Source organism: Enterococcus sp. AZ179 (assembly GCF_050498885.1).
GTDB classification, from domain to species: domain Bacteria; phylum Bacillota; class Bacilli; order Lactobacillales; family Enterococcaceae; genus Enterococcus_D; species Enterococcus_D entomosocium.
Genome location: NZ_JBMHEO010000001.1, coordinates 3,165,431 through 3,183,764, shown reverse-complemented (window position 1 = coordinate 3,183,764; position 18,334 = coordinate 3,165,431). Strand labels below are relative to the sequence as shown.

General features: G+C 34.6%; 23 protein-coding genes. 1 reads left to right on the top strand and 22 read right to left on the bottom strand.

Going from position 1 to position 18,334, the window contains the following annotated elements; translation table 11 throughout:
- Positions 1-16 precede the first annotated feature (16 nt).
- The 14 genes from IGI88_RS14900 to IGI88_RS14835 form a co-directional block, all read right to left on the bottom strand.
- Positions 17-358, bottom strand: a complete 342-nt coding sequence (locus IGI88_RS14900; RefSeq protein WP_395997270.1) for a hypothetical protein — start codon at positions 356-358, stop codon at positions 17-19.
- Positions 359-362: 4 nt separating this feature from the next.
- Positions 363-893: a hypothetical protein gene (locus IGI88_RS14895; protein ID WP_429960717.1), complete on the bottom strand. Its 531-nt coding sequence runs from the start codon at positions 891-893 to the stop codon at positions 363-365.
- A gap of 179 nt (positions 894-1,072) precedes the next feature.
- Positions 1,073-1,285, bottom strand: a complete 213-nt coding sequence (locus IGI88_RS14890) for a hypothetical protein (RefSeq protein ID WP_429960716.1) — start codon at positions 1,283-1,285, stop codon at positions 1,073-1,075.
- Between the two features lie 63 nt (positions 1,286-1,348).
- Positions 1,349-2,533: a replication initiation factor domain-containing protein gene (locus IGI88_RS14885; RefSeq protein ID WP_429960715.1), complete on the bottom strand. Its 1,185-nt coding sequence runs from the start codon at positions 2,531-2,533 to the stop codon at positions 1,349-1,351.
- Positions 2,534-2,924: 391 nt separating this feature from the next.
- Positions 2,925-3,089, bottom strand: coding sequence for a hypothetical protein (locus tag IGI88_RS14880; RefSeq protein ID WP_429960714.1), 165 nt, complete (start codon positions 3,087-3,089; stop codon positions 2,925-2,927).
- 243 nt (positions 3,090-3,332) lie between these two features.
- Positions 3,333-4,706 (bottom strand): FtsK/SpoIIIE domain-containing protein, encoded by a 1,374-nt coding sequence (locus tag IGI88_RS14875; RefSeq protein ID WP_429960713.1) that lies wholly within the window; start codon positions 4,704-4,706, stop codon positions 3,333-3,335.
- The gene (locus tag IGI88_RS14870) at positions 4,699-5,058 is read right to left on the bottom strand and encodes a hypothetical protein (protein ID WP_429960712.1); all 360 of its coding nucleotides are present in this window, start codon (positions 5,056-5,058) and stop codon (positions 4,699-4,701) included. The genes IGI88_RS14875 and IGI88_RS14870 overlap by 8 nt, the downstream gene beginning before the upstream one ends.
- A gap of 35 nt (positions 5,059-5,093) precedes the next feature.
- Positions 5,094-5,573 carry an antirestriction protein ArdA gene (locus IGI88_RS14865; protein WP_375814939.1) on the bottom strand — a complete coding sequence of 160 codons (480 nt, stop codon included), beginning with the start codon at positions 5,571-5,573 and terminating at the stop codon, positions 5,094-5,096.
- A gap of 126 nt (positions 5,574-5,699) precedes the next feature.
- Positions 5,700-6,083: a DUF961 family protein gene (locus tag IGI88_RS14860; RefSeq protein WP_375814938.1), complete on the bottom strand. Its 384-nt coding sequence runs from the start codon at positions 6,081-6,083 to the stop codon at positions 5,700-5,702.
- Positions 6,084-6,104: 21 nt separating this feature from the next.
- A complete protein-coding gene (locus IGI88_RS14855; RefSeq protein ID WP_375814937.1) occupies positions 6,105-6,413 on the bottom strand; it encodes a DUF961 family protein in 309 nt (102 codons plus the stop codon).
- A 28-nt stretch (positions 6,414-6,441) separates the two neighbouring features.
- The gene (locus IGI88_RS14850; RefSeq protein ID WP_270276407.1) at positions 6,442-6,798 is read right to left on the bottom strand and encodes a HepT-like ribonuclease domain-containing protein; all 357 of its coding nucleotides are present in this window, start codon (positions 6,796-6,798) and stop codon (positions 6,442-6,444) included.
- Positions 6,767-7,111: a nucleotidyltransferase family protein gene (locus IGI88_RS14845; RefSeq protein ID WP_375814936.1), complete on the bottom strand. Its 345-nt coding sequence runs from the start codon at positions 7,109-7,111 to the stop codon at positions 6,767-6,769. Before IGI88_RS14845 ends, IGI88_RS14850 begins: the two co-directional genes overlap by 32 nt.
- A gap of 172 nt (positions 7,112-7,283) precedes the next feature.
- On the bottom strand, positions 7,284-7,526 hold the full coding sequence (locus IGI88_RS14840; protein WP_375814935.1) for a hypothetical protein: 243 nt from the start codon (positions 7,524-7,526) through the stop codon (positions 7,284-7,286).
- A gap of 533 nt (positions 7,527-8,059) precedes the next feature.
- Positions 8,060-8,275, bottom strand: a complete 216-nt coding sequence (locus IGI88_RS14835) for a helix-turn-helix transcriptional regulator (RefSeq protein WP_375814934.1) — start codon at positions 8,273-8,275, stop codon at positions 8,060-8,062.
- Between the two features lie 156 nt (positions 8,276-8,431).
- Here IGI88_RS14835 and IGI88_RS14830 point away from each other — a divergent pair, with 156 nt between their 5' ends.
- The gene (locus tag IGI88_RS14830; protein ID WP_375814933.1) at positions 8,432-8,644 is read left to right on the top strand and encodes a helix-turn-helix domain-containing protein; all 213 of its coding nucleotides are present in this window, start codon (positions 8,432-8,434) and stop codon (positions 8,642-8,644) included.
- A 378-nt stretch (positions 8,645-9,022) separates the two neighbouring features.
- On the opposite strand, the gene IGI88_RS14825 is transcribed toward IGI88_RS14830, so the two are convergent.
- The 8 genes from IGI88_RS14825 to IGI88_RS14790 all read right to left on the bottom strand — a co-directional run bounded on the left by IGI88_RS14825 (position 9,023) and on the right by IGI88_RS14790 (position 18,263).
- On the bottom strand, positions 9,023-9,541 hold the full coding sequence (locus IGI88_RS14825; RefSeq protein ID WP_375814932.1) for a YfbU family protein: 519 nt from the start codon (positions 9,539-9,541) through the stop codon (positions 9,023-9,025).
- A gap of 116 nt (positions 9,542-9,657) precedes the next feature.
- Complete coding sequence (locus IGI88_RS14820; protein ID WP_375814931.1) at positions 9,658-11,292, bottom strand: ATP-binding protein; 1,635 nt, start codon at positions 11,290-11,292, stop codon at positions 9,658-9,660.
- Between the two features lie 10 nt (positions 11,293-11,302).
- Complete coding sequence (locus IGI88_RS14815; RefSeq protein WP_375814930.1) at positions 11,303-12,493, bottom strand: DUF4297 family anti-phage-associated protein; 1,191 nt, start codon at positions 12,491-12,493, stop codon at positions 11,303-11,305.
- Positions 12,494-13,377: 884 nt separating this feature from the next.
- Complete coding sequence (locus IGI88_RS14810; RefSeq protein ID WP_008378207.1) at positions 13,378-14,610, bottom strand: glycosyltransferase family 4 protein; 1,233 nt, start codon at positions 14,608-14,610, stop codon at positions 13,378-13,380.
- Between the two features lie 31 nt (positions 14,611-14,641).
- Positions 14,642-15,652, bottom strand: coding sequence for a glycosyltransferase (locus tag IGI88_RS14805; RefSeq protein ID WP_429960710.1), 1,011 nt, complete (start codon positions 15,650-15,652; stop codon positions 14,642-14,644).
- A gap of 265 nt (positions 15,653-15,917) precedes the next feature.
- Positions 15,918-17,645 (bottom strand): phosphoenolpyruvate--protein phosphotransferase, encoded by a 1,728-nt coding sequence (ptsP, locus tag IGI88_RS14800; protein WP_008378209.1) that lies wholly within the window; start codon positions 17,643-17,645, stop codon positions 15,918-15,920.
- Complete coding sequence (locus IGI88_RS14795) at positions 17,645-17,911, bottom strand: phosphocarrier protein HPr (RefSeq protein ID WP_003126335.1); 267 nt, start codon at positions 17,909-17,911, stop codon at positions 17,645-17,647. Before IGI88_RS14795 ends, ptsP begins: the two co-directional genes overlap by 1 nt.
- A gap of 160 nt (positions 17,912-18,071) precedes the next feature.
- Positions 18,072-18,263 (bottom strand): hypothetical protein, encoded by a 192-nt coding sequence (locus tag IGI88_RS14790; RefSeq protein WP_005235564.1) that lies wholly within the window; start codon positions 18,261-18,263, stop codon positions 18,072-18,074.
- Positions 18,264-18,334: the final 71 nt, after the last annotated feature.

Sequence of the window (18,334 nt, the reverse complement as noted above, 5' to 3'; positions counted from 1 at the left end):
ACTCCCTTTTTGTCTTTTATTCTTTTACCCAATCGACACAGCGCAACAATTGATTTCTTGTCATATGACTACCATAGACTTTTATATTTGATCCTTGATTTTGCATAGGAAAAAATGTGACTTTATAAAAGTCGTAATAATACACATTTTTCTTTGCACAACCTTCAATAATTAATGATGTAATTCGTGAAAGTTGCTTTTCATAACAGACTGGAACGAAAGGCTTAAATTTCATGTTCTTATTCCCTGTCCTTTTTTGTAGTTCAAAAAATTTTTCATAATCCTCTCTAGTTGGACTAGAAACATAACACATAAAGCCTTTTTCTTTTAAGTGATCTACTAGACGAATTGATTTCATAAATTCACCTTGCTTGTAGTCCAATATAAAAAGACCCAAAATCTCGTTCAAAACGCAATATGAGCGCTTGTAACAACCATTCTTGGGTCTTTTTAGACGTAGTAATATTCAGTTCATCGTATCCCTTTGCGGGGTTCGTGCGTTCATCAAATTTTTTAATCGCAATATATTTCTCACGATCCATAATAAACGTACGATCTTCTGCTTCAAATTTTGTTTCTTTCATTAAAGTGTGATTTTTGATTTCGTTTAAGTAAAAGTCAATGAAGTCAGTCTTTGACACTTCTCGTTGATTAGCATCAAATAAATCAGCACGATTGACACCAAACCGATGAACATTCTCGAACAAGAATGCACGATCAGGCTTCTTTCGATTGTCATTCACATAATTATACCAATCTTGTTCAGCAATTTTTTCTTCTTCTGTGAGTAAGAATATCGATCTTGAACAATTTTCGTCATAATCAGGAATCGTTTTTCTTAATACCTCGTCGATTGAGTCCATATAACAGTCAATGTATTCCCGAAACTCCAATTTAAACACCTACTCGTTCATTTTGTCATCAATTTTCTCAACAGAGAAATCATCAAAGTTCCTCAGTGGTTCCTCTTTTATCCAACATTCCAAAAAGTATTCAGCACCAGCCTCATCTCCAAAGATATTTCCAATTCGCCATCTTCAAAAATTCCCCACACAGATTTCACCTCATTATATTAAAAATCGCTCAGTATACTTTGCATCAAGTCCCCACTTATCACTCCTCTTGCATACATGCCATACAAATGATTTTTTGCATAAACATAAGGTTCCATCGGGAAGAAAGGATTCCCATCAAAAATTCTTTTCAACTCACGCAAGCCATCTCTTGCCTGTAACGATAATTCATATTTTTCTGGATTGCACAATAGTTCATTTAACCGATCCATGCATTTCCTCCCTGCTTATTATTCTCGACATAAATCACAATCTTTCCATTTTTTCTATTTTCATCAAAGAATCATATCCTCAATTCTTGTTGTTTGTGCTTCAATCATGTGTAAATGCTTGTCACTAAGTTCAGCTTCATCGATAATTTCTTGCACCTCATCTGTTTCTTCAATCTCATCTACTTCCATCAACATTTTAATCGTAGGAGCCACCGATCGTTTAAACCAATTTTTTGAGCGTTCGTATAAAGCTTCATTCGGTTCAGTTACTAGCTTTACTTTTTCAACACCGCCAAGAAAGTATTCCCATTTTTTATTTACAGGCCAGTACTTCCTTGAAACACCGCCTTTTCTATCTACAAAGCAAAGATAGTCACTTAAAATTCCCAATAAAAATGCAGTTAAATCGCCAGTTTTAGTATAGCCATGAATCGCCTGTTCGGCTTTTTCATCTTTAAACCGAAGCTCATAACGATTCTTGATTGGCACATCCTCTACATCAATCCCAAGTTTTTTCGCCTGCTCATAATTCTTTTGATAAAACGCAATATAAAGCTCGCTTCTTTTTGAACCTAGATAAATAGTGACACCTTCTCGTTTCTTTTTAGAAATTGATCCAGAACCATTGAAATCGAAACGTTCAAAACGGGAAATCAATTCTTGTCGATTTATTTTGTTTAGCAATGTCGGAATACTCAAATATTCTTTATAATCGTTGATGGCTAAATCAACTCTAGTGAACTTTGCTCTGTAATCAAAACAAGTATGAAAAAAATCAAACCAAGTCCGTCCTTGAGCTTTCAGAAATGCTTCAAATTGACGACATCCTTGACCAGATAATTGGATCATTGTTCCACGAGAATCACCTTTTTTAGAATACATAACCATCAAGTAATCTAACTGGTACCCTCCGACATAACCGTAAAGGTGGCTAGATATTTGTGCAAAAAATTCCTTTTTGATTTTTAGAATCTCGCAAAAAATCATATCAACATCATGAGTTTGAAACGTGATACGAATATAATCAATAATACTTTCCAGCGGTTCATGACAATTTTGCTCTGCAATAAAGTCATAAATTCGATACATTTTTTCATCTGATAGCAAACTTAAACCTCTTTCGAGGTTATAAATCGATTGTCTTGAAAGACCAACATTATCAGCAAAAGTTGCCTGAGTCATTTTCAACAGATTTCTCGAAGCTTTTATACTTTTACCAATCATCTTCAATTCTTCACTATCCAACACTTCACCTCTAATCATGCTTTACTTTACATTTTCGCCATTTTTTTCGAGCGCAATGTAAAGTAATAAATCGCTTATATATCAATGTTTAATCGTTAAATTCTGTCATTTTTACATCTTCATTACCCCCCTGTTAGAATACGGGGGTTCTACGGTCGCAGGCGTCGCACGGCGCCACCTACTCCCTAAAAAAGCCTAACAGCGGCGCTGCTTAGGGCAGCCCCACTTGCTGAGCCTGCACGGCAGACTCGCCACGCCTTTTTTTCCGACAGTCACGAACCCTCAAGTTATACTCTAGACTGCTTTAACTCATAGCTTCCTCAATTGATTCCGTAGCTTCTTCTAAAGAATCAATATCATCACTAATCTGGTCAATAGCTTCTTCTGCTTTTTCCTATCGTTGAGACCCATGTAAATTTTCAGGCATATTTTCTACATAATTTTCTACATAATTTTCTTCATAATTTTCTTCATCCTCTCCGATATCATCCAAAATTTCAATCATCTCAGAAATGATATCAGCAACTTCTTTCAATCTTGCTCTTCTTAGCCTATTCATCACATTCCTCCAAAATATATTGACTAAGACAATAGCTGTTTTCGTAAAGCACACTTATATAGTAAATTCTGTAATTGTGAACACTCACTATCCATGCGGCTTATTTGCATTTAGGAAAGCTCATATTTCATTTGTTTCTTATGAAGACGGATAGATTCAATAGCAGCAGTGATTACATCTGCTATCAACTGCTCTTCTTCTTTCGTATACTCTATGGAAAAAGTAGTTATTCTCAATGTCATCTTACCCTTCGGACTCTTTTTTGTTCTGCATATCTAACTCGATCATATGATCATATTTCTTGAATTCTTCTAGAAAATTATAGCTTTTAGGTACGAACGGCGAATAAAATTCTCTTACAACACCACTGCCATCGTCAATATAACCTCTACCCTTAATTGGTTTATTGAAGAAAGCCTTATTTTTACTTTCATCACCAAATACCATGTAATAGCCTTGTACTGACAGTTTTCCAAGAGTTACTCGGCACATGAGATTATCCCTCACCCCTGATGGAAAATCACTGCTATCAGGCTTTTGTGTACCAAGAATTAAAAATATACCAGCTTGCCTAGCTTTCATAACTAATTGTTGAACTGCATTATCCACTCGTTCAATTTTCTTATAATCACGACCTAGACTCCCATAAAATGCCTTCCACTCATCAAAAATAATGAACTCAGGAGGCATCTTATAGAATGCATAATTACGCCCTGATTCATAGTTTGGCAAAGATTTCATATACTTAAATCGCTGTTCCATACGTTTGACTGCATCTTCTAAACAACGAATCATTGTTTCCCCTTGACCATAATAAACCTTCCCTTTAAAAACAGGTAAATCAGCTAAGTCGGCTAAATCGGCAGACTTAGGATCACAAATATGCACGGTTCCAATCGATAAAATTGCTTTGATTAACGAATACATAAAATATGATTTTCCGCCACCGGTGCCGCCTGCAATCAACATATGAGGCAACTCATCATATGCCCACTTTACGCCGTTCATGAGTGTAATTGCGCCATCTTTAGCAATAACTTCATTAATCGTAAGCCGCTTAGATATGACGTTCGTCATGAAAGAATAGGTCACAAAGCCAAAATCCATTTGCTCTGCAACAAGATCAGCTAGAAACATTTCTTCTAACTTTTTTCCTAACTGCAAAAAACGATCATGGTGTTGTCCGCCGTCTAAAGGCAAAGTAACATCTGTTGTATGTTTGCCTTTTTTTACATAAACTTTTGGGAATTTTTCTTTAGGTTTCTTTCCAGCTTGACGTGATTCTTTCTTAATTACAAAGCCACTTAGTTTTAACATTTTGGCAATCATGTCATAGTATTTTACTTTTAGAAAATATCCACCCCTCAAACGAGACCACATCATAAGTGAATAGACCATAAAACAAGCAACTAACAATAGAATTGTTATCACTAGAAATGGTACGATTAATTGTTGTGCTTTTTGAAATTCGGAGAATACTGGTTTCAACAAAATAAAACCAACCAAACCTATCCCAATCAAAAAAGGACTTAGCAAAAATAAAAAATGAAGCCACCAATCATAAAGATGGACTTTTTTTATTCGCCGCCCTCGATATTTGAATATTTCTTTAAACATAATCTACACCTAACGATTTCACTTTTTCTTCTAAATCAAAAACACAGCTTTCATACACATCATTTAGTTTGGGTTGAAACTCTTGTTCTACATATTTTTTAAGCAATTCCTCTTGCGTTTGCACATCGCTAAATGTACGATCAAAAAATATTTCAGCTAGCTTTTGGGTTCCTTCATCATGTATATCCGTTAGCTTTTTCATTTGATTGTAAAAGAAAACCTCTAATTCTACTAAAATTTCATCATCCAAAATTGGCTTTTGTTTCTTATAAAATAGCTCTCTGAAACTATTTCTTTTTTCGGTTGATCTTTCAATCAACAGACACAACCACTTTTTTGTCGTTGGATTCATTCCATCCCACCTTATCTCATTTATACTAGCACTTATTATTTATAAAATGCTCCGTCATCAGTGTAAATAATATTTCCTTCAAATCGACAATCCCGACCTAATGCTTCTTCATCAATGTATGATCGCAATTTTTCAGGAATTTCAAATAAGCCTTCTTCGACTAAATGGTTCCCATAATCTTTGTCGTTATAAACCTCTGGTAAGTGAATGATCTCCTCATAATCTTCGATTGCTTCTCGAATATCGCTAAAGAAAGCATCCTTAATTTCAGCTAGATTATTTTTGTAGCCGCTAGGCAGGTCTTCTAACAATTCTGCTAGCTCGTTTAATTCTTCTAAATCATCATACTCACCAATTGGAAACGGACTTTCAAAATCAGTAATGATATGTTCATCACCATCTTCTAATCCCAGTTTTCGATTCATATGGTCAATACTAACAGGTAAATCAAACCAATCCCCCTTCAAATTCCCTTGATTTCTAACATGTAAGTTTTCAACAAATATTTTAACCATTGCTTTCACCTCAGTCTATTTTTCCAACAAACGCCCAATTTAAATTCATTTTATGTATCTCCAGCTATCAAAAAAAAGCGCACAACTTGAATCTTTTGTTGTACGCTTTTCACTAATTTTTTATTGTTACTTATTCGATTCTTGTTTATGTGGTTCTGGTTTTCTTTGATCTACTTTCTTTTGAACTTTCTCAATCCCATCGGCGACTACTTTTAAATAATTATTTGTTCGATTACCTTGTCTGAACGAATAGTATTCGATTCTCGGATTGATCAATTTCACCTGATCACCAAACTCAAATTCTTTCCGATCAGCAGAGACATCAATACTCACAATCTCCTCAGACACTTGACGTTTCGATTGCACAACATAACGCACTTGGGTAGAAATAAGTTCTCCCTCGTCGTTTTCTCGTTTTTTATCTTCTTTCATTCGAAGAAATTTCAATTCACCAAAGGTTTCTTCAATATTTAAACTAATCCCTTTATTCAATTCATTGATTTTTGCCATAAACTAATAGCCCTCCATTATCTAGACTTTTTCAATGCCTTGCGCTTTGATTGTCCATCCTGCAACCGCTCCGTCTGTTCCAGCAGCTTGTGAAAATGGCTCGCATCTTACATCTCTCAAAACAACTTCATCACCGTAGCTCAATCCTGATGTATTTAAACGATTTGGAATGATTACTTCAATAGTTTCTTGTTGTTTCACCGACATAATTGCATGATAGTAACCGACTGGTTGACGTCGACCATTGACGTATTCTGCAAATTCTTCTTTTCTACCTACATATTCTAAACGACCAAATGTTGCTTTAGGCTCACAAATAGCAAACTCCATAAATTTAATACCTCATCTTTCTCAAAAATTATCGTCCTTGTTCTTCAACTAAGATATACCTAATGTACTCTTCTAGCGGTTTCAAATCATTTTGGACAAAATACCAGATTTCTTTTAAATCTATTGTATTATATGCATGCACTAAGTCATTTCTGAATAAACGATAATGATCCCAAGATATATCTGTATACTTTTCTTTTAGTTCATCACTCAAGTTATGACGAATCATTTCGCCAACTTGAGTAAGACTAAATGCTACTGATTTTTGATAGTCACTATCATTTTCAAACGAAAAAAAACTGTTACCAAATTTAGTAACAGTTTCTCTAATCTCATCTATAATTATTACAATATTAGTTAACGAAAACTTGTCTTTCTGCTCCATAAATCACCTTCATGTCTTCTTGAATATTTTTCAAAAAGAAAGGGTTTCTTTTACGATTACTAGGATTATCCAGTGAAGACTTCAAGATAACATCAATTTCCTTATCCAATAAATTTTCTAGCTGATTTTTAAATGCCATTTTGTCTAATAAGGAAACGATCTTAGAATCTACTGTATCTACAACAAAATCTAAGTCACTCTGTTCGTCTGCTTCACCTCTAGCATAAGAACCAAAAAGATACACTTCATGGATTCTATATGCTTCACAAACAGGCTTAATGACTGATTGTATCTCTTCAATAGAATAAATCATGTAATCATCGATCCTTTCTCATTTTAGTTTACTTAAGACACGTTCACAAATACGGATTTCATTTTCAATATCTACTTTACACGAAATTCGGCACTTTGAAAACTCTCTTAATAAACATTTCAATTCTTGTAATCGTGACTCTAATAAATCTTTCAAATAGCTCGTATCTATATTACATAGCTCTGACATCATAATCTCCTGTAAATACAATTACTTCAAGATCATCTAATACATCCAACAAATAATCTACTAAATCTTTTAATTCATCTACACTATATGCGTTTTTTAAATAGTAAAATAAGTTAATTTCAGAATGATTTTTAGCAAAACAAATCTTATTGTCTTTCCAACTAATCAAACAACCCACTATCTTTAATAAACGAGCTGTTCTTCGAACTAATTCAACTTTCGACATTCATTTATACACTCCTATAGCAACATAGTTCTGATTTTTCCTTCCGATGATTTTGGCACTATCAATGCTATAATCAGAAAAATTCATCGCATCAACACGCTCCCAGCGAAAATACAGACATGCCAGTTAGGCTTCTTTGTCAGTCACGCACACACTCATCTCGTTACCGAGTCTAAGCGTTCCATCTAGTGCGATCAGCGCCCCCAATGACCGAGTCAAGCGAGCGTCTTATGGATTTTATAAATGGTTTCCACTACCAACCAAAGCGTTTTTCCTTTATAATGAAATCAACCACGATTTGCAAAGGGGAAACTCTTTGTAGGGAGCCCACAACCTTTCCAGCCTCTAACCTCTTTCGAGTAAGTCAGCTGGGAAGATTGTAGGTTCCTATTTATTTTTCAATGGACATTAAAGGCTAACGCCTTAGTGAAACAACTTAATTCTGCCATCTATTTTAAGTTGCTTCGCTAAAACCCCTTTGTAACATGTAGTAATTCCACATCTTTTTTTGTTTCGTTTTCGAAACTTTCAGTTCAAAAAAAATTATCAATGCTTATCTTTAATATCTCCGATAGTCTTTTTGCTTCTTCCAGTGAAAAATCTCGCCCATTTGTTCGATTAATCTTAAGATTGAATGTAGAGCGATTCATGTCCATTTTATCCGCAACATCTTTTTGAGTCTGTTCTTGCTTCTCAATTATTATTTTCAAATTATTATACGGACTTTTGAATTGTTGTGCAGTGACCATACCTCAACCCCCTTTTGTTTCGTTTTCGAAACTTTATATTTCTATATTATCATAGCTATTTACCCTGTCAATACAAAAAGCGGAAAAAATATGTCTGTTGCGTTTTCGCAACAGGGAAGATATAATATCATAGAGAGCAAAAAGGGAGGATTTAAATTGATTGGGGACAAACTAAAACAACTAAGAATTGAACGACATTTAACCTTAGAGGAGTTAGCAAAGCAGCTCAATGAAAAGTATCCAAATACAGCTAAATTCAATAAAGGAAAACTATCTAAGTGGGAGAATAACAAGGAAGAACCAAAATTATCATCTGCTAGAATTCTTGCTGATTTCTACAATCTGAAAATCGATGACTTTTTTTCATAAAACGTATAATATTTAATATCTCTAACATTCATAATTCTTAAAAAAGCGATAAAAAAATATCACCTTAAAATAAATGTTTTTTGATTTAATTCGTATAGACTTAAATTTTTACTATCGAAGATATTGTGAAGCATTAACCAAAAAGTTCATTATCACGTATCATCTAGAAATAATTTTTAAAAGCAAAACGCATAAAAAAATATTTTCCATGCGTTTTGCCTTTAAGTTATTTCTATAAAAAATCTCATTTTATTAACAAACTTAAGTAATCCGAGAACTCTCTTCATCCAATAAAAAAATATTTTTGGAAATAAATATTTTTTCAAGACCTAGTATTGTGAGCAAAGACCAAAAATATATATAATAAAATTATTTAACTTAATTTGAAAAAACTTTGATTAAACCTTCTAAAGTTAAAACATCGCCTGAAACTTTTTCTTCGTTAAATTTCTTTAACTGTTCTCTATATTTTCCTAATGTTCGAAAATGGGAGTTCAACTCGTTTGTTTTAAACATACTCGAGTAATATTTCAAGTTCTTAATTATAAAAGTACAAATAGCATAATGATCGTATTCTTCATTTCCGTCAAAACCATGAAATGTGATATCACTAACATCAATTTTCATTTGTTCGCTTTTGGATAAATTACTATAACTTATCTCCGCTCGGTCATACATATAAAGGATTTCTCCCACTTCATCAGAAACATCTTTAGAAATGATATTCCTTGGTAATGAAGAAAAAATTTCATCATAAAGCCCCTCATATCCGTTATATAATATATCTATATAATTTTGATACTGCTTTACATCGTAGTGTCCATTTTCCACTCCATTTTCTTGTAACAGAAGAAATTGATTTATTAGTGTTATTCTTTCATACTCATTTAGATTCATTTAGACCTCTCCAATCTTTTTAATTGATTCTATCACATATTTCCACTTATTTTATAACAACCTATTGACCGGACTAGTATTTATAGATAAAAAAATTATGTTTTTAAGTACGGCAGTTAATTTCCATACCAAGTATTTTTGATTGACGCAATATTTAAATCTACCCATTTTTGCTTCCATATATCAAAATAAGGAATGTCATTAGAAGATGGGGCTAAGGCGCACTCATCAATTTGAATTACTGAAGGAATTGTTATAGCATCACCAATGACTAGACATTCTCCAGCTCTTAGCGATGATATTTTATCAACCAAACTTCCTAGGGTATCTGGCAAAAGTCTTTTTACATAGTTCTGGTCATTAGGGTTAGTCAATCTCAAGGCTATGAAATTACTGCATTGAGAAAAAATTGTTTCAGAAATTTCGGAAGGTCTCTGGCTCGCTAGGAGCAAAGAAATCCCATATTTTCTTCCTTCCTTAGCAATTCTCTCAATTGATTGTCTGGATGCTCTATATTTTGCTAGGTCGCTATTTGGTACGTACTTATGAGCTTCTTCGTAAACTAACAATAAAGGAACATCATTATTAATTTTTTCTTCAGGATCATTATTAAGTCTCAGGCGTTTATAATAATAGCCATACTCAAACATTATACGAGAAATAAGAGATACAGTGATACTTAGAACTTCGAACGGTACCCCACTCAAGTCGAGTATAGTTACATTGGCAAGATCGTTCCCATATCCTAATAGTTGTGCTATCACATCTTCGAATTGGGCTCTTTTTGCATTTTCTCCTAGTAGAAATTCCAATCTATTGTCTTGTATTTTATTTTCTAATCTACTAATATAATTAGAAAGTTTTCCGTTTAATGGCCCAGCTTTATCCGCTCTGGCACCAGGTACCATTTCGGAATTCTTATCTTTTGCTTTTGTTAACACGTCTTCAATATCGAAGTACAATGGAGAATCAAAGTGTATTGATTTTTTTTCTTCTTCATTTCCAATAAAATGCTCTTTACGACTATTCACTACAGATTGTTTAAAAATATTACGTTGATTATGATCATTAGCCTCTGTGTCGAGAAACATTTCTTGAAGTTCGTCACTATTCAATAGCCAATATGGTAGAACAAGATTATTCACATCTATTATATTCGCTTCTGGAAGTGCTGCTTTATACTCTGAATGTACATCAAATATAACTATATGTGAATTATTCAATCCGTCATATTCGCCATCTTTTGAATCAATTGCTTCTTGAATTATTTTAGCTACAGAGTGTGACTTACCTGATCCAGTTGATCCAACAATTGCAATATGCTTATTAAAAAATTTATTCCCGTCTACCGGAATTGGAATACTAGTATTATTAGAAAGTTTTCCAAATGTAAACTTATGCTTATCTTCTAAAGATTCTTCAAATATTTTCCTAATATCTTCTTGAGTTGCTGGTTCCACAGATTTTGGTGGGATTGCAATAGTGTCACCTCCTCTTTCAAATCTACCGTTTCTAATCATCCCTAAAGGTTTTGCTTCAATTAAATATTTTTGATTTGCACTGTCATCAACTGCAATCGTAAAGTTTTCAATAGTAGCAATCAAAATTGCATTTTCAGTATCGGCTATTCTTAAATAGGAACCAACTTTTAACTTCTCATCTACAAGTTGAAAATCTTCCAACTTATCAACAGAAATTTTAACTTTATCTGGAAAAACTGCTATTACTTGCGCGTTAATTTCTTCACTCATTTTTTTCTCCTTAAATAATTTGGATTATGTCCTTCACAGAATTAATAGGTATCCTGTTATGTTCATGTTCGAAGTTCTCATAGAAAGGTTTTTTTATATAAAATTGGTAAATTTTCCGTGTATTAGAGCACTCATTTAAAACTAGTTCAATATTCTCTATTTCATTAATTATTTTTAACTTGATTTGATTTTGATAATTTGGCTCAATAAGTATCGATTGTAAGTCAAAGTCAGCTCCCTTGAAATCATGTCCGTCAACAAATCTAATGGAATCTGATCTCATCATCTGTTTAACTTTTAACAACTTATCATCAGTTAAACCATAAAGATTAACATATGGACAAAAGGGTATAGTTTGCCTCTTACTAATTCTAGTCAATCGAATTGAAATATGAATTAATAATTGTTTTATCTCTAATTCATCCATACAATACTTACAATCAATTAAAATAATTCTAGTGTGAGGAGATAGATTAAATGATGAAAAATGTTTATTTTTCATCATTTTAAAAAAGTCTTCATTGCTTCTTAAATTAAGATACCATTCATTGAATAATGACTCTTTGTTATTTATTTTAGTTAGAAAATCTTTTTTAGTAATAACTCTATCTTTAATATCGGGTTTTACTGAAATATCTTTAACGAGTTTCAAAGCATTATTATATACATATTCTGCTTCCATATCATTACAACTAAAGATTAGTCTTAAATTATCAATAATTTGTTTATTCTGCTCGTCAAAACTCAAACCATTAATATCAATCTTTAGCTGTTTTAAGAATTGACTAAGCTCTCTATCAGAAAGATTTAAAATAATATGTTCTTCAAATTTTTTCTTATTACGTACATATGACAAAAAATTCACTTTTAAAAATTCAATATCAAAGTCTTTTGGTAATTTTTCTTGACCACTTTTATAATGACCATAAATATGATAATGAATATTTTTATCTTTATTTTCGTTAAAGTGCCTGATCATAAATAATATTGATTCCTTAATTACAGAATGGTTATATTCTGTTTTTTCATAGTATTTACATTGAACAGCGGTCGTTTCATTTAAATTCACTATATCTATATCTTCTATTCCTTCTGTATATATTAAAGCGTTATCATCTAAACTTTTTAAAATCTTTACGATATAATGATCAAACTGATAAAAATATCCTTTTATAGTATCTGTAGCATCTCTATTATTCATCTTTCATCCTCAAACTTTTTCTTAAGTACTAGATTATTCTTGATTATTTTCTTAAGCATTCAATTATTACATTTATTAAAATTCCCGAAAAAATAACTTTAGTAAATTTACAATATTAAAACTGTTAGATGAGAACTGGGTATAGATATTTACATATCCCTCATCAATCGCGAAAAAACTATTACAATGCTGGAATTTATCTACTCCACTTATAACTCTCCTGTTAATATTTTTTACTATTTCATTTTACCATGTAACAAATATTAATTGTAATTAAAATCACAAGAACCTAAAATTTTCTTTTTAAACATTAGACACTTCATGATTTATCTGATTTTGCATTTTTATTAGATATTACTCATGCAAAATAATCATTAATAATACCAAATGATTATTATAATTCTTAATTCATTCATGCAAGTTGCTGTGTGTAATCTCTTCAACTATTTTTTAACTCATCATTTTTTTGGATACTCTTCGTTTTTTTGATTGTAGGCTTTTGTTTCCACTTGAACAAAAGGATTTTACTAATGATCTTGAGTAAAATTGTAAATACTTGGTACTATGGAAGACTATTATACGGATCACTCGGATTATAATTTATTTAAAAGATGTATTTTATAAGATTAGAATTATATTTTCGTAATAATAGTAATTACAACTATACTAAATATAAAAACAAGACAAAGAGTACTATCATTTCTGATAATACTCTTTGTCTTGTTTTTATATAGGCGTGAGAACATTTTGAGAACCAAACTTACTTTTTCTTTAAATTTGTACAAAAAAGATTTGATAGAAATGTTGATATTAAAGGATTTTACGATTAATTAATCTAAAATTATTGTTTACGCTAAAAACATGAACTTGCGAAAATTTTCTGTTTAATCGATCGTTCGGCGAAATGCCTTTAATTTTACTTTGAATTTTTCTAACGTCTGCTCGGTTTCTTTCTCGATGCGTTCGGTTTCATAATAGGCAACCATATCATGGTAGAAAGACAGCATCGACTCACCAAAGCGTAATGCCGAGATCTCGTACATCTTCCTAGAAAGAACTTCGGGATCAGCAGGAATCTTTTGTTCATAATAATCAATAAATGCTTTTGCGAAATCCCGATCACTCTCATAGGTGACGCCTAACGATGGATCATCGATCAAGGTGTTTAAGTAATCATTGCCTTCAACGACTAATGGGGTCCCAGCAGCCATTGCTTCCGTGTATGTCAGTCCTTGTGTTTCTGAAGTGGAGGCACTGACGAAGTAATCGGCAGCGTGGTAATAGATCGCCACTTTATCATTCGCCACTTCGCCGACAAATTGAACATGGTCAGTTAGCGCCATATCCACCACTTTTTCTTCTAATTTTTCTTTATGCGGACCTTTCCCAACGATCACTAATTGCGCATCAGGAATCTTGGTTAGAATTTCCGGCATCCCATCGATGATCGCTTGGATATTCTTTTCATAAGAAATACGACTGAGGGAAAGCAGCATGGGTTGATCCTCAGTGATGCCTAATTTCTCCCGCAATTCTTTTTTCATTTCAGATGTAATGTCCGGTCGACGAAACTTCTCGACTTCGATCCCTGTGGGGATGATCCGCATCGGTGAAACCACACCATACCCCCTCAGCGTATCGATGACTCGTTCACTTGGACAAACAACACCTGTCGAGTGGTTGGCAAATAGCCGCGAAAGATATTTCACGTGAGACGGCCGTAAGACCTTCCCATTGGCGATGTAGTGCAAGTAGTCTTCATACATCGTATGGTAGGTATGGATCACAGGAATTTGCAATTTGCGCCCCACCATTTTCCCTAACATCCCAGAGCCAAACTCGGTATGGGTATGGATCAATTCCAACTCTAACTCTTTGGCGATCAAATAGGCATACAACATGCCGCGCACTACGATTCGCCGATCTTTGAAGGACACAAACGGGACACTTGGCATGCGAATGATATCTTCTTCGTCTAGATCAGCATTGGGATCGGTCGTAGTAAAGATATACACTTTATGGCCTTTTTTCTCAAGCTCTTCTTTCAATGTCTTGATCGATGTCGCCACACCACTTACCTGGGGGAAGTAGGTGTCTGTAAAAAATCCGATTTTCAAAACGGTACCTCCAAACTTTACATTAGTTTCTTTATTCCGTATTCATCACTTTTGTATAAACTTCTTTTAGCTCATATCCGATTTCATCAATACTCTTTTGCTTGGCCGTTTCATAACCCGCTTCACTTAACTGTGGCAACGTGCCATCTAAGATTCCTTTGATTTTCTCGATAAACCCTTGATTGGTTTTCTCCATGTATGCATTGTGCCCATTGCTTAGCCACCCTTTATATACTGGAATATCCCGAACAAGCACATTTTGGTGGCTGGCTAACGCCTCAAGGACCACGATCCCTTCTGTTTCTTCATAGGAAGGAAAGAAGAACAGATCAGCCGCTGAATATGCCCCTTCGATGATGTCTCCTTTGATATAGCCGGGAAACAGCACATTTTCTGGATGGTCTTCATTGACAAGGTCGCGGATCTGCTTAGGAATCGTCATCATTGGTGTATGACCAAACCAGATAAACGTATATTCAGGCAATTGTCTAGCTATCTCTACAAAATCAAGAATGCCTTTTCGTTCAAAAAACAAACCGACCGATATAATGACTTTTTGATCAGGTAAAAGCTGAAAATACTCACGAAAGGCTTTTTCTTTCTCATGATCCGGCTGATATTTGTCAAGATCGATCCCGTTTGAGATCGCTTCGATCGGCACTTGGATACCATACCCTTCCAAAAGTTCTTTCGAATAAGGGGTCGGGGTGATCAATTGATCGGCTCTGGAATAAAGATTGATCAAATATTTTTTATATAATGGCGAAAGCTGATTTGAACCGATAAATGAATTCCGAAAATCCTCTTCTGTAGAATGGGCATGGTAAATCACTTTTTTTCCTTGTCTTTTGGCTTTATTGACCATATGCATACTATTGATTCCATACGTGTTGATGTGAAGAATGTCATAATCCTCATCATTTTTATCAAGAGTAAAAGGAATCCCGACAGATGTCAGCGCTCGTTGCTGATGGGCCAATGCGCGACCGATACCTGATTTAGCTAATAATTTTTCTCCTTCAAAATAAAGAAGTACTTTCAAAGATGATTCCTCCTTGGAAATGCTTATATCTGATATTAGTATACCATAGGCGATCGCAGAGATACTCCTACCATGGTCCTAGATTTTGTTCCCCATTTAACCATGATACGGGAAAAACTCAGGGAATCATAGCTTAATTCCAAGATATGACAAAACTGTTCGTTTTCTGAAAAAAGTAGTAAGTTGTTGCAAGTCAAATCAAACAAAATGTCTTCTTAAAACAAAAAAAGGCAACAAGCAAAAATTGCCTGTTGCCTAGAAATGATTATTTTACATACTGTTCGATTAACTCTACAACTTCTTCCATTGTATCGCAATCTTCTAAAGCACGTTTTGCTAATTCTTGCATGTCAGTGGTTGACAAACGTTTCATTAAGCTACGTGTTTTCAGAACAGATGTTGCACTCATTGAGAACTCATCTAAGCCCATACCTACAAGAAGTGGCACAGCAGTTTGATCGCCGGCCATTTCTCCACACATACCAGCCCATTTGCCTTCAGCATGCGCTGAATCGATCACGTTTTTGATCAAGCGTAAGATGGATGGGTTGTATGGTTGGTACAAGTAAGACACGCGTTCATTCATGCGGTCTGCAGCCATTGTGTATTGGATCAAGTCATTGGTACCAATACTGAAGAAGTCAACTTCCTTCGCAAACTTGTCTGCTAAGACAGCTGCTGCTGGAATTTCGATCATGATTCCGACTTGGATCTCGTTAGAAATCTCAACGCCTTCGTCAATCAATTTTTGACGCTCTTCTTCATACATTTTCTTCGCTGTACGGAACTCTTTCAATGTTGCCACCATTGGGAACATAATACGTAAGTTACCATGAGCAGAAGCACGTAACAACGCACGAAGTTGGGTACGGAACATGTCGTCCCCAAGTTCAGACAAGCTGATACGCAATGCACGATAGCCTAAGAAAGGATTCATTTCATGAGGCAATTTTAAGTAAGGAAGTTCTTTATCGCCACCGATATCCATTGTGCGGACAACCACTGGTTTTCCAGCCATTCCTTCTAGAACTGCTTTATACGCTTTATATTGGTCTTCTTCTGTTGGGAAATCAGGAGAATCCATGTACAAGAATTCAGTACGGTATAAACCGACTGCTTCTGCACCATTGTTGTGGACACCTTCTAAATCTTTTGGTGTACCAATGTTCGCAGCTAATTCAAAGTGCTTACCATCAGCCGTAACTGTTTCAGCATCTTTTAATTTTTCCCACTCTGCTTTTTGATCTGCGTAGGCTTTCCCAGCTTCAACAAATTCAGCCGCTTGGTCATCTGTCGGGTTGACGATAACGTCACCGATAATGCCGTTAACAGCTAAGATGTCGCCCGCTTTCACTTTTGCAGTGATCTCCATCGTTCCAACGATTGCTGGGATTTCAAGAGAACGTGCCATGATTGCGGAATGAGAAGTACGTCCACCGATATCTGTTACAAAAGCTTTAACAAAGTTGCGGTCTAATTGTGCGGTATCACTTGGTGTCAAGTCATGCGCAACAACGACTACTTCTTCGTTGATCATTGAAGGATTAGGCAAAGTCACATTCAACAAATGCGCCAAGATACGTTTAGCAACATCTTTGATGTCAGCTGCCCGTTCTTGCATGTAAGCATTGTCATCCATTGCTTCAAACATACCAATATACATGTCAGTAACTTCTTTCAATGCAGCTTCTGCATTGACTTTGTTATCTGTCACGTTTTGTTTGATTTGACCGATCATCTCAGGATCTGAAAGAACCATTAAATGAGCATCAAATACTTGTGCTTCTGCTTCACCTAAAGTTTGCGCTGCTTTGTCGCGGATTTGTTGTAATTCCGCTGTTGACTTCGCTAACGCATCATCTAAGCGTGCTTCCTCTGCTGCAGTATCTTCAACTGATACTTTTGAAAAAGATAAATCAGGTTGTACTAACAGGTAGGCTTTCGCAACGGCTACACCATCACTAGCAGCAATTCCTTTTAGCATCTCAACCATTATTCAGACAAACCTTCTTTTTTCATTGTTTCTACGATTGCAGCGATTGCATCTGCTTCGTCAGCACCTTCAGCAGTGATAGTTACATCAGAACCTTGGCCAACACCTAATGACATTACGCCCATGATTGATTTAAGGTTTACTGATTTACCTTTGTACTCTAGGTTGATATCAGAGTTGAATTTGCTTGCTGTTTGAACCAATAATGTAGCTGGACGTGCGTGAATCCCTGTCTCAGCAACTACGTGAAAATCTTTCTTTTCCATATTGATCAATCTCCTTTATGATACGTTTTTTTGTGTGAAGGCAAAATTTCCATGCATGCAATGATACCCGAAAAAAATCGCCCTTTCAACTGTTAAGATTACCATTTTTTTCCTCGATAGACAACCGTTTTCTCTTAAATAAACGATTGAAATAAATGTCCTATTTATTTTCTTGCACGTAACGGTAGATGATCTTCCCATTTAACCCCGCTTCTCCGACAAAAGAAGACCGGTCTTCCAACTGGAGCCAGACATCTCTAAACGCCAGAAATTCCGGCTGTTGGACAATCAATTCTTGGATCTCTCCATTACGTAAACGTACTACTTCTGCAGCAAAATCTCTGTTCTCCAACGTCTATTCTCACCTCTTTCTTTCTATTATATAGGAATTACTTTTTATTTAAAAGACCGCTTCTATAAGTG

Excerpts from the sequence above, each read along its gene's own strand:
- IGI88_RS14900 (WP_395997270.1), bottom strand. The coding sequence starts at position 358 with ATGAAATCAATTCGTCTAGTAGATCACTTAAAAGAAAAAGGCTTTATG.
- IGI88_RS14890 (WP_429960716.1), bottom strand. The coding sequence starts at position 1,285 with ATGGATCGGTTAAATGAACTATTGTGCAATCCAGAAAAATATGAATTA.
- IGI88_RS14880 (WP_429960714.1), bottom strand. The coding sequence starts at position 3,089 with ATGAATAGGCTAAGAAGAGCAAGATTGAAAGAAGTTGCTGATATCATT.
- IGI88_RS14875 (WP_429960713.1), bottom strand. The coding sequence starts at position 4,706 with ATGTTTAAAGAAATATTCAAATATCGAGGGCGGCGAATAAAAAAAGTC.
- IGI88_RS14870 (WP_429960712.1), bottom strand. The coding sequence starts at position 5,058 with ATGAATCCAACGACAAAAAAGTGGTTGTGTCTGTTGATTGAAAGATCA.
- IGI88_RS14865 (WP_375814939.1), bottom strand. The coding sequence starts at position 5,573 with ATGGTTAAAATATTTGTTGAAAACTTACATGTTAGAAATCAAGGGAAT.
- IGI88_RS14860 (WP_375814938.1), bottom strand. The coding sequence starts at position 6,083 with ATGGCAAAAATCAATGAATTGAATAAAGGGATTAGTTTAAATATTGAA.
- IGI88_RS14855 (WP_375814937.1), bottom strand. The coding sequence starts at position 6,413 with ATGGAGTTTGCTATTTGTGAGCCTAAAGCAACATTTGGTCGTTTAGAA.
- IGI88_RS14850 (WP_270276407.1), bottom strand. The coding sequence starts at position 6,798 with ATGGAGCAGAAAGACAAGTTTTCGTTAACTAATATTGTAATAATTATA.
- IGI88_RS14845 (WP_375814936.1), bottom strand. The coding sequence starts at position 7,111 with ATGATTTATTCTATTGAAGAGATACAATCAGTCATTAAGCCTGTTTGT.
- IGI88_RS14840 (WP_375814935.1), bottom strand. The coding sequence starts at position 7,526 with ATGTCGAAAGTTGAATTAGTTCGAAGAACAGCTCGTTTATTAAAGATA.
- IGI88_RS14835 (WP_375814934.1), bottom strand. The coding sequence starts at position 8,275 with ATGGTCACTGCACAACAATTCAAAAGTCCGTATAATAATTTGAAAATA.
- IGI88_RS14825 (WP_375814932.1), bottom strand. The coding sequence starts at position 9,541 with ATGAATCTAAATGAGTATGAAAGAATAACACTAATAAATCAATTTCTT.
- IGI88_RS14820 (WP_375814931.1), bottom strand. The coding sequence starts at position 11,292 with ATGAGTGAAGAAATTAACGCGCAAGTAATAGCAGTTTTTCCAGATAAA.
- IGI88_RS14815 (WP_375814930.1), bottom strand. The coding sequence starts at position 12,493 with ATGAATAATAGAGATGCTACAGATACTATAAAAGGATATTTTTATCAG.
- ptsP (WP_008378209.1), bottom strand. The coding sequence starts at position 17,645 with ATGGTTGAGATGCTAAAAGGAATTGCTGCTAGTGATGGTGTAGCCGTT.
- IGI88_RS14795 (WP_003126335.1), bottom strand. The coding sequence starts at position 17,911 with ATGGAAAAGAAAGATTTTCACGTAGTTGCTGAGACAGGGATTCACGCA.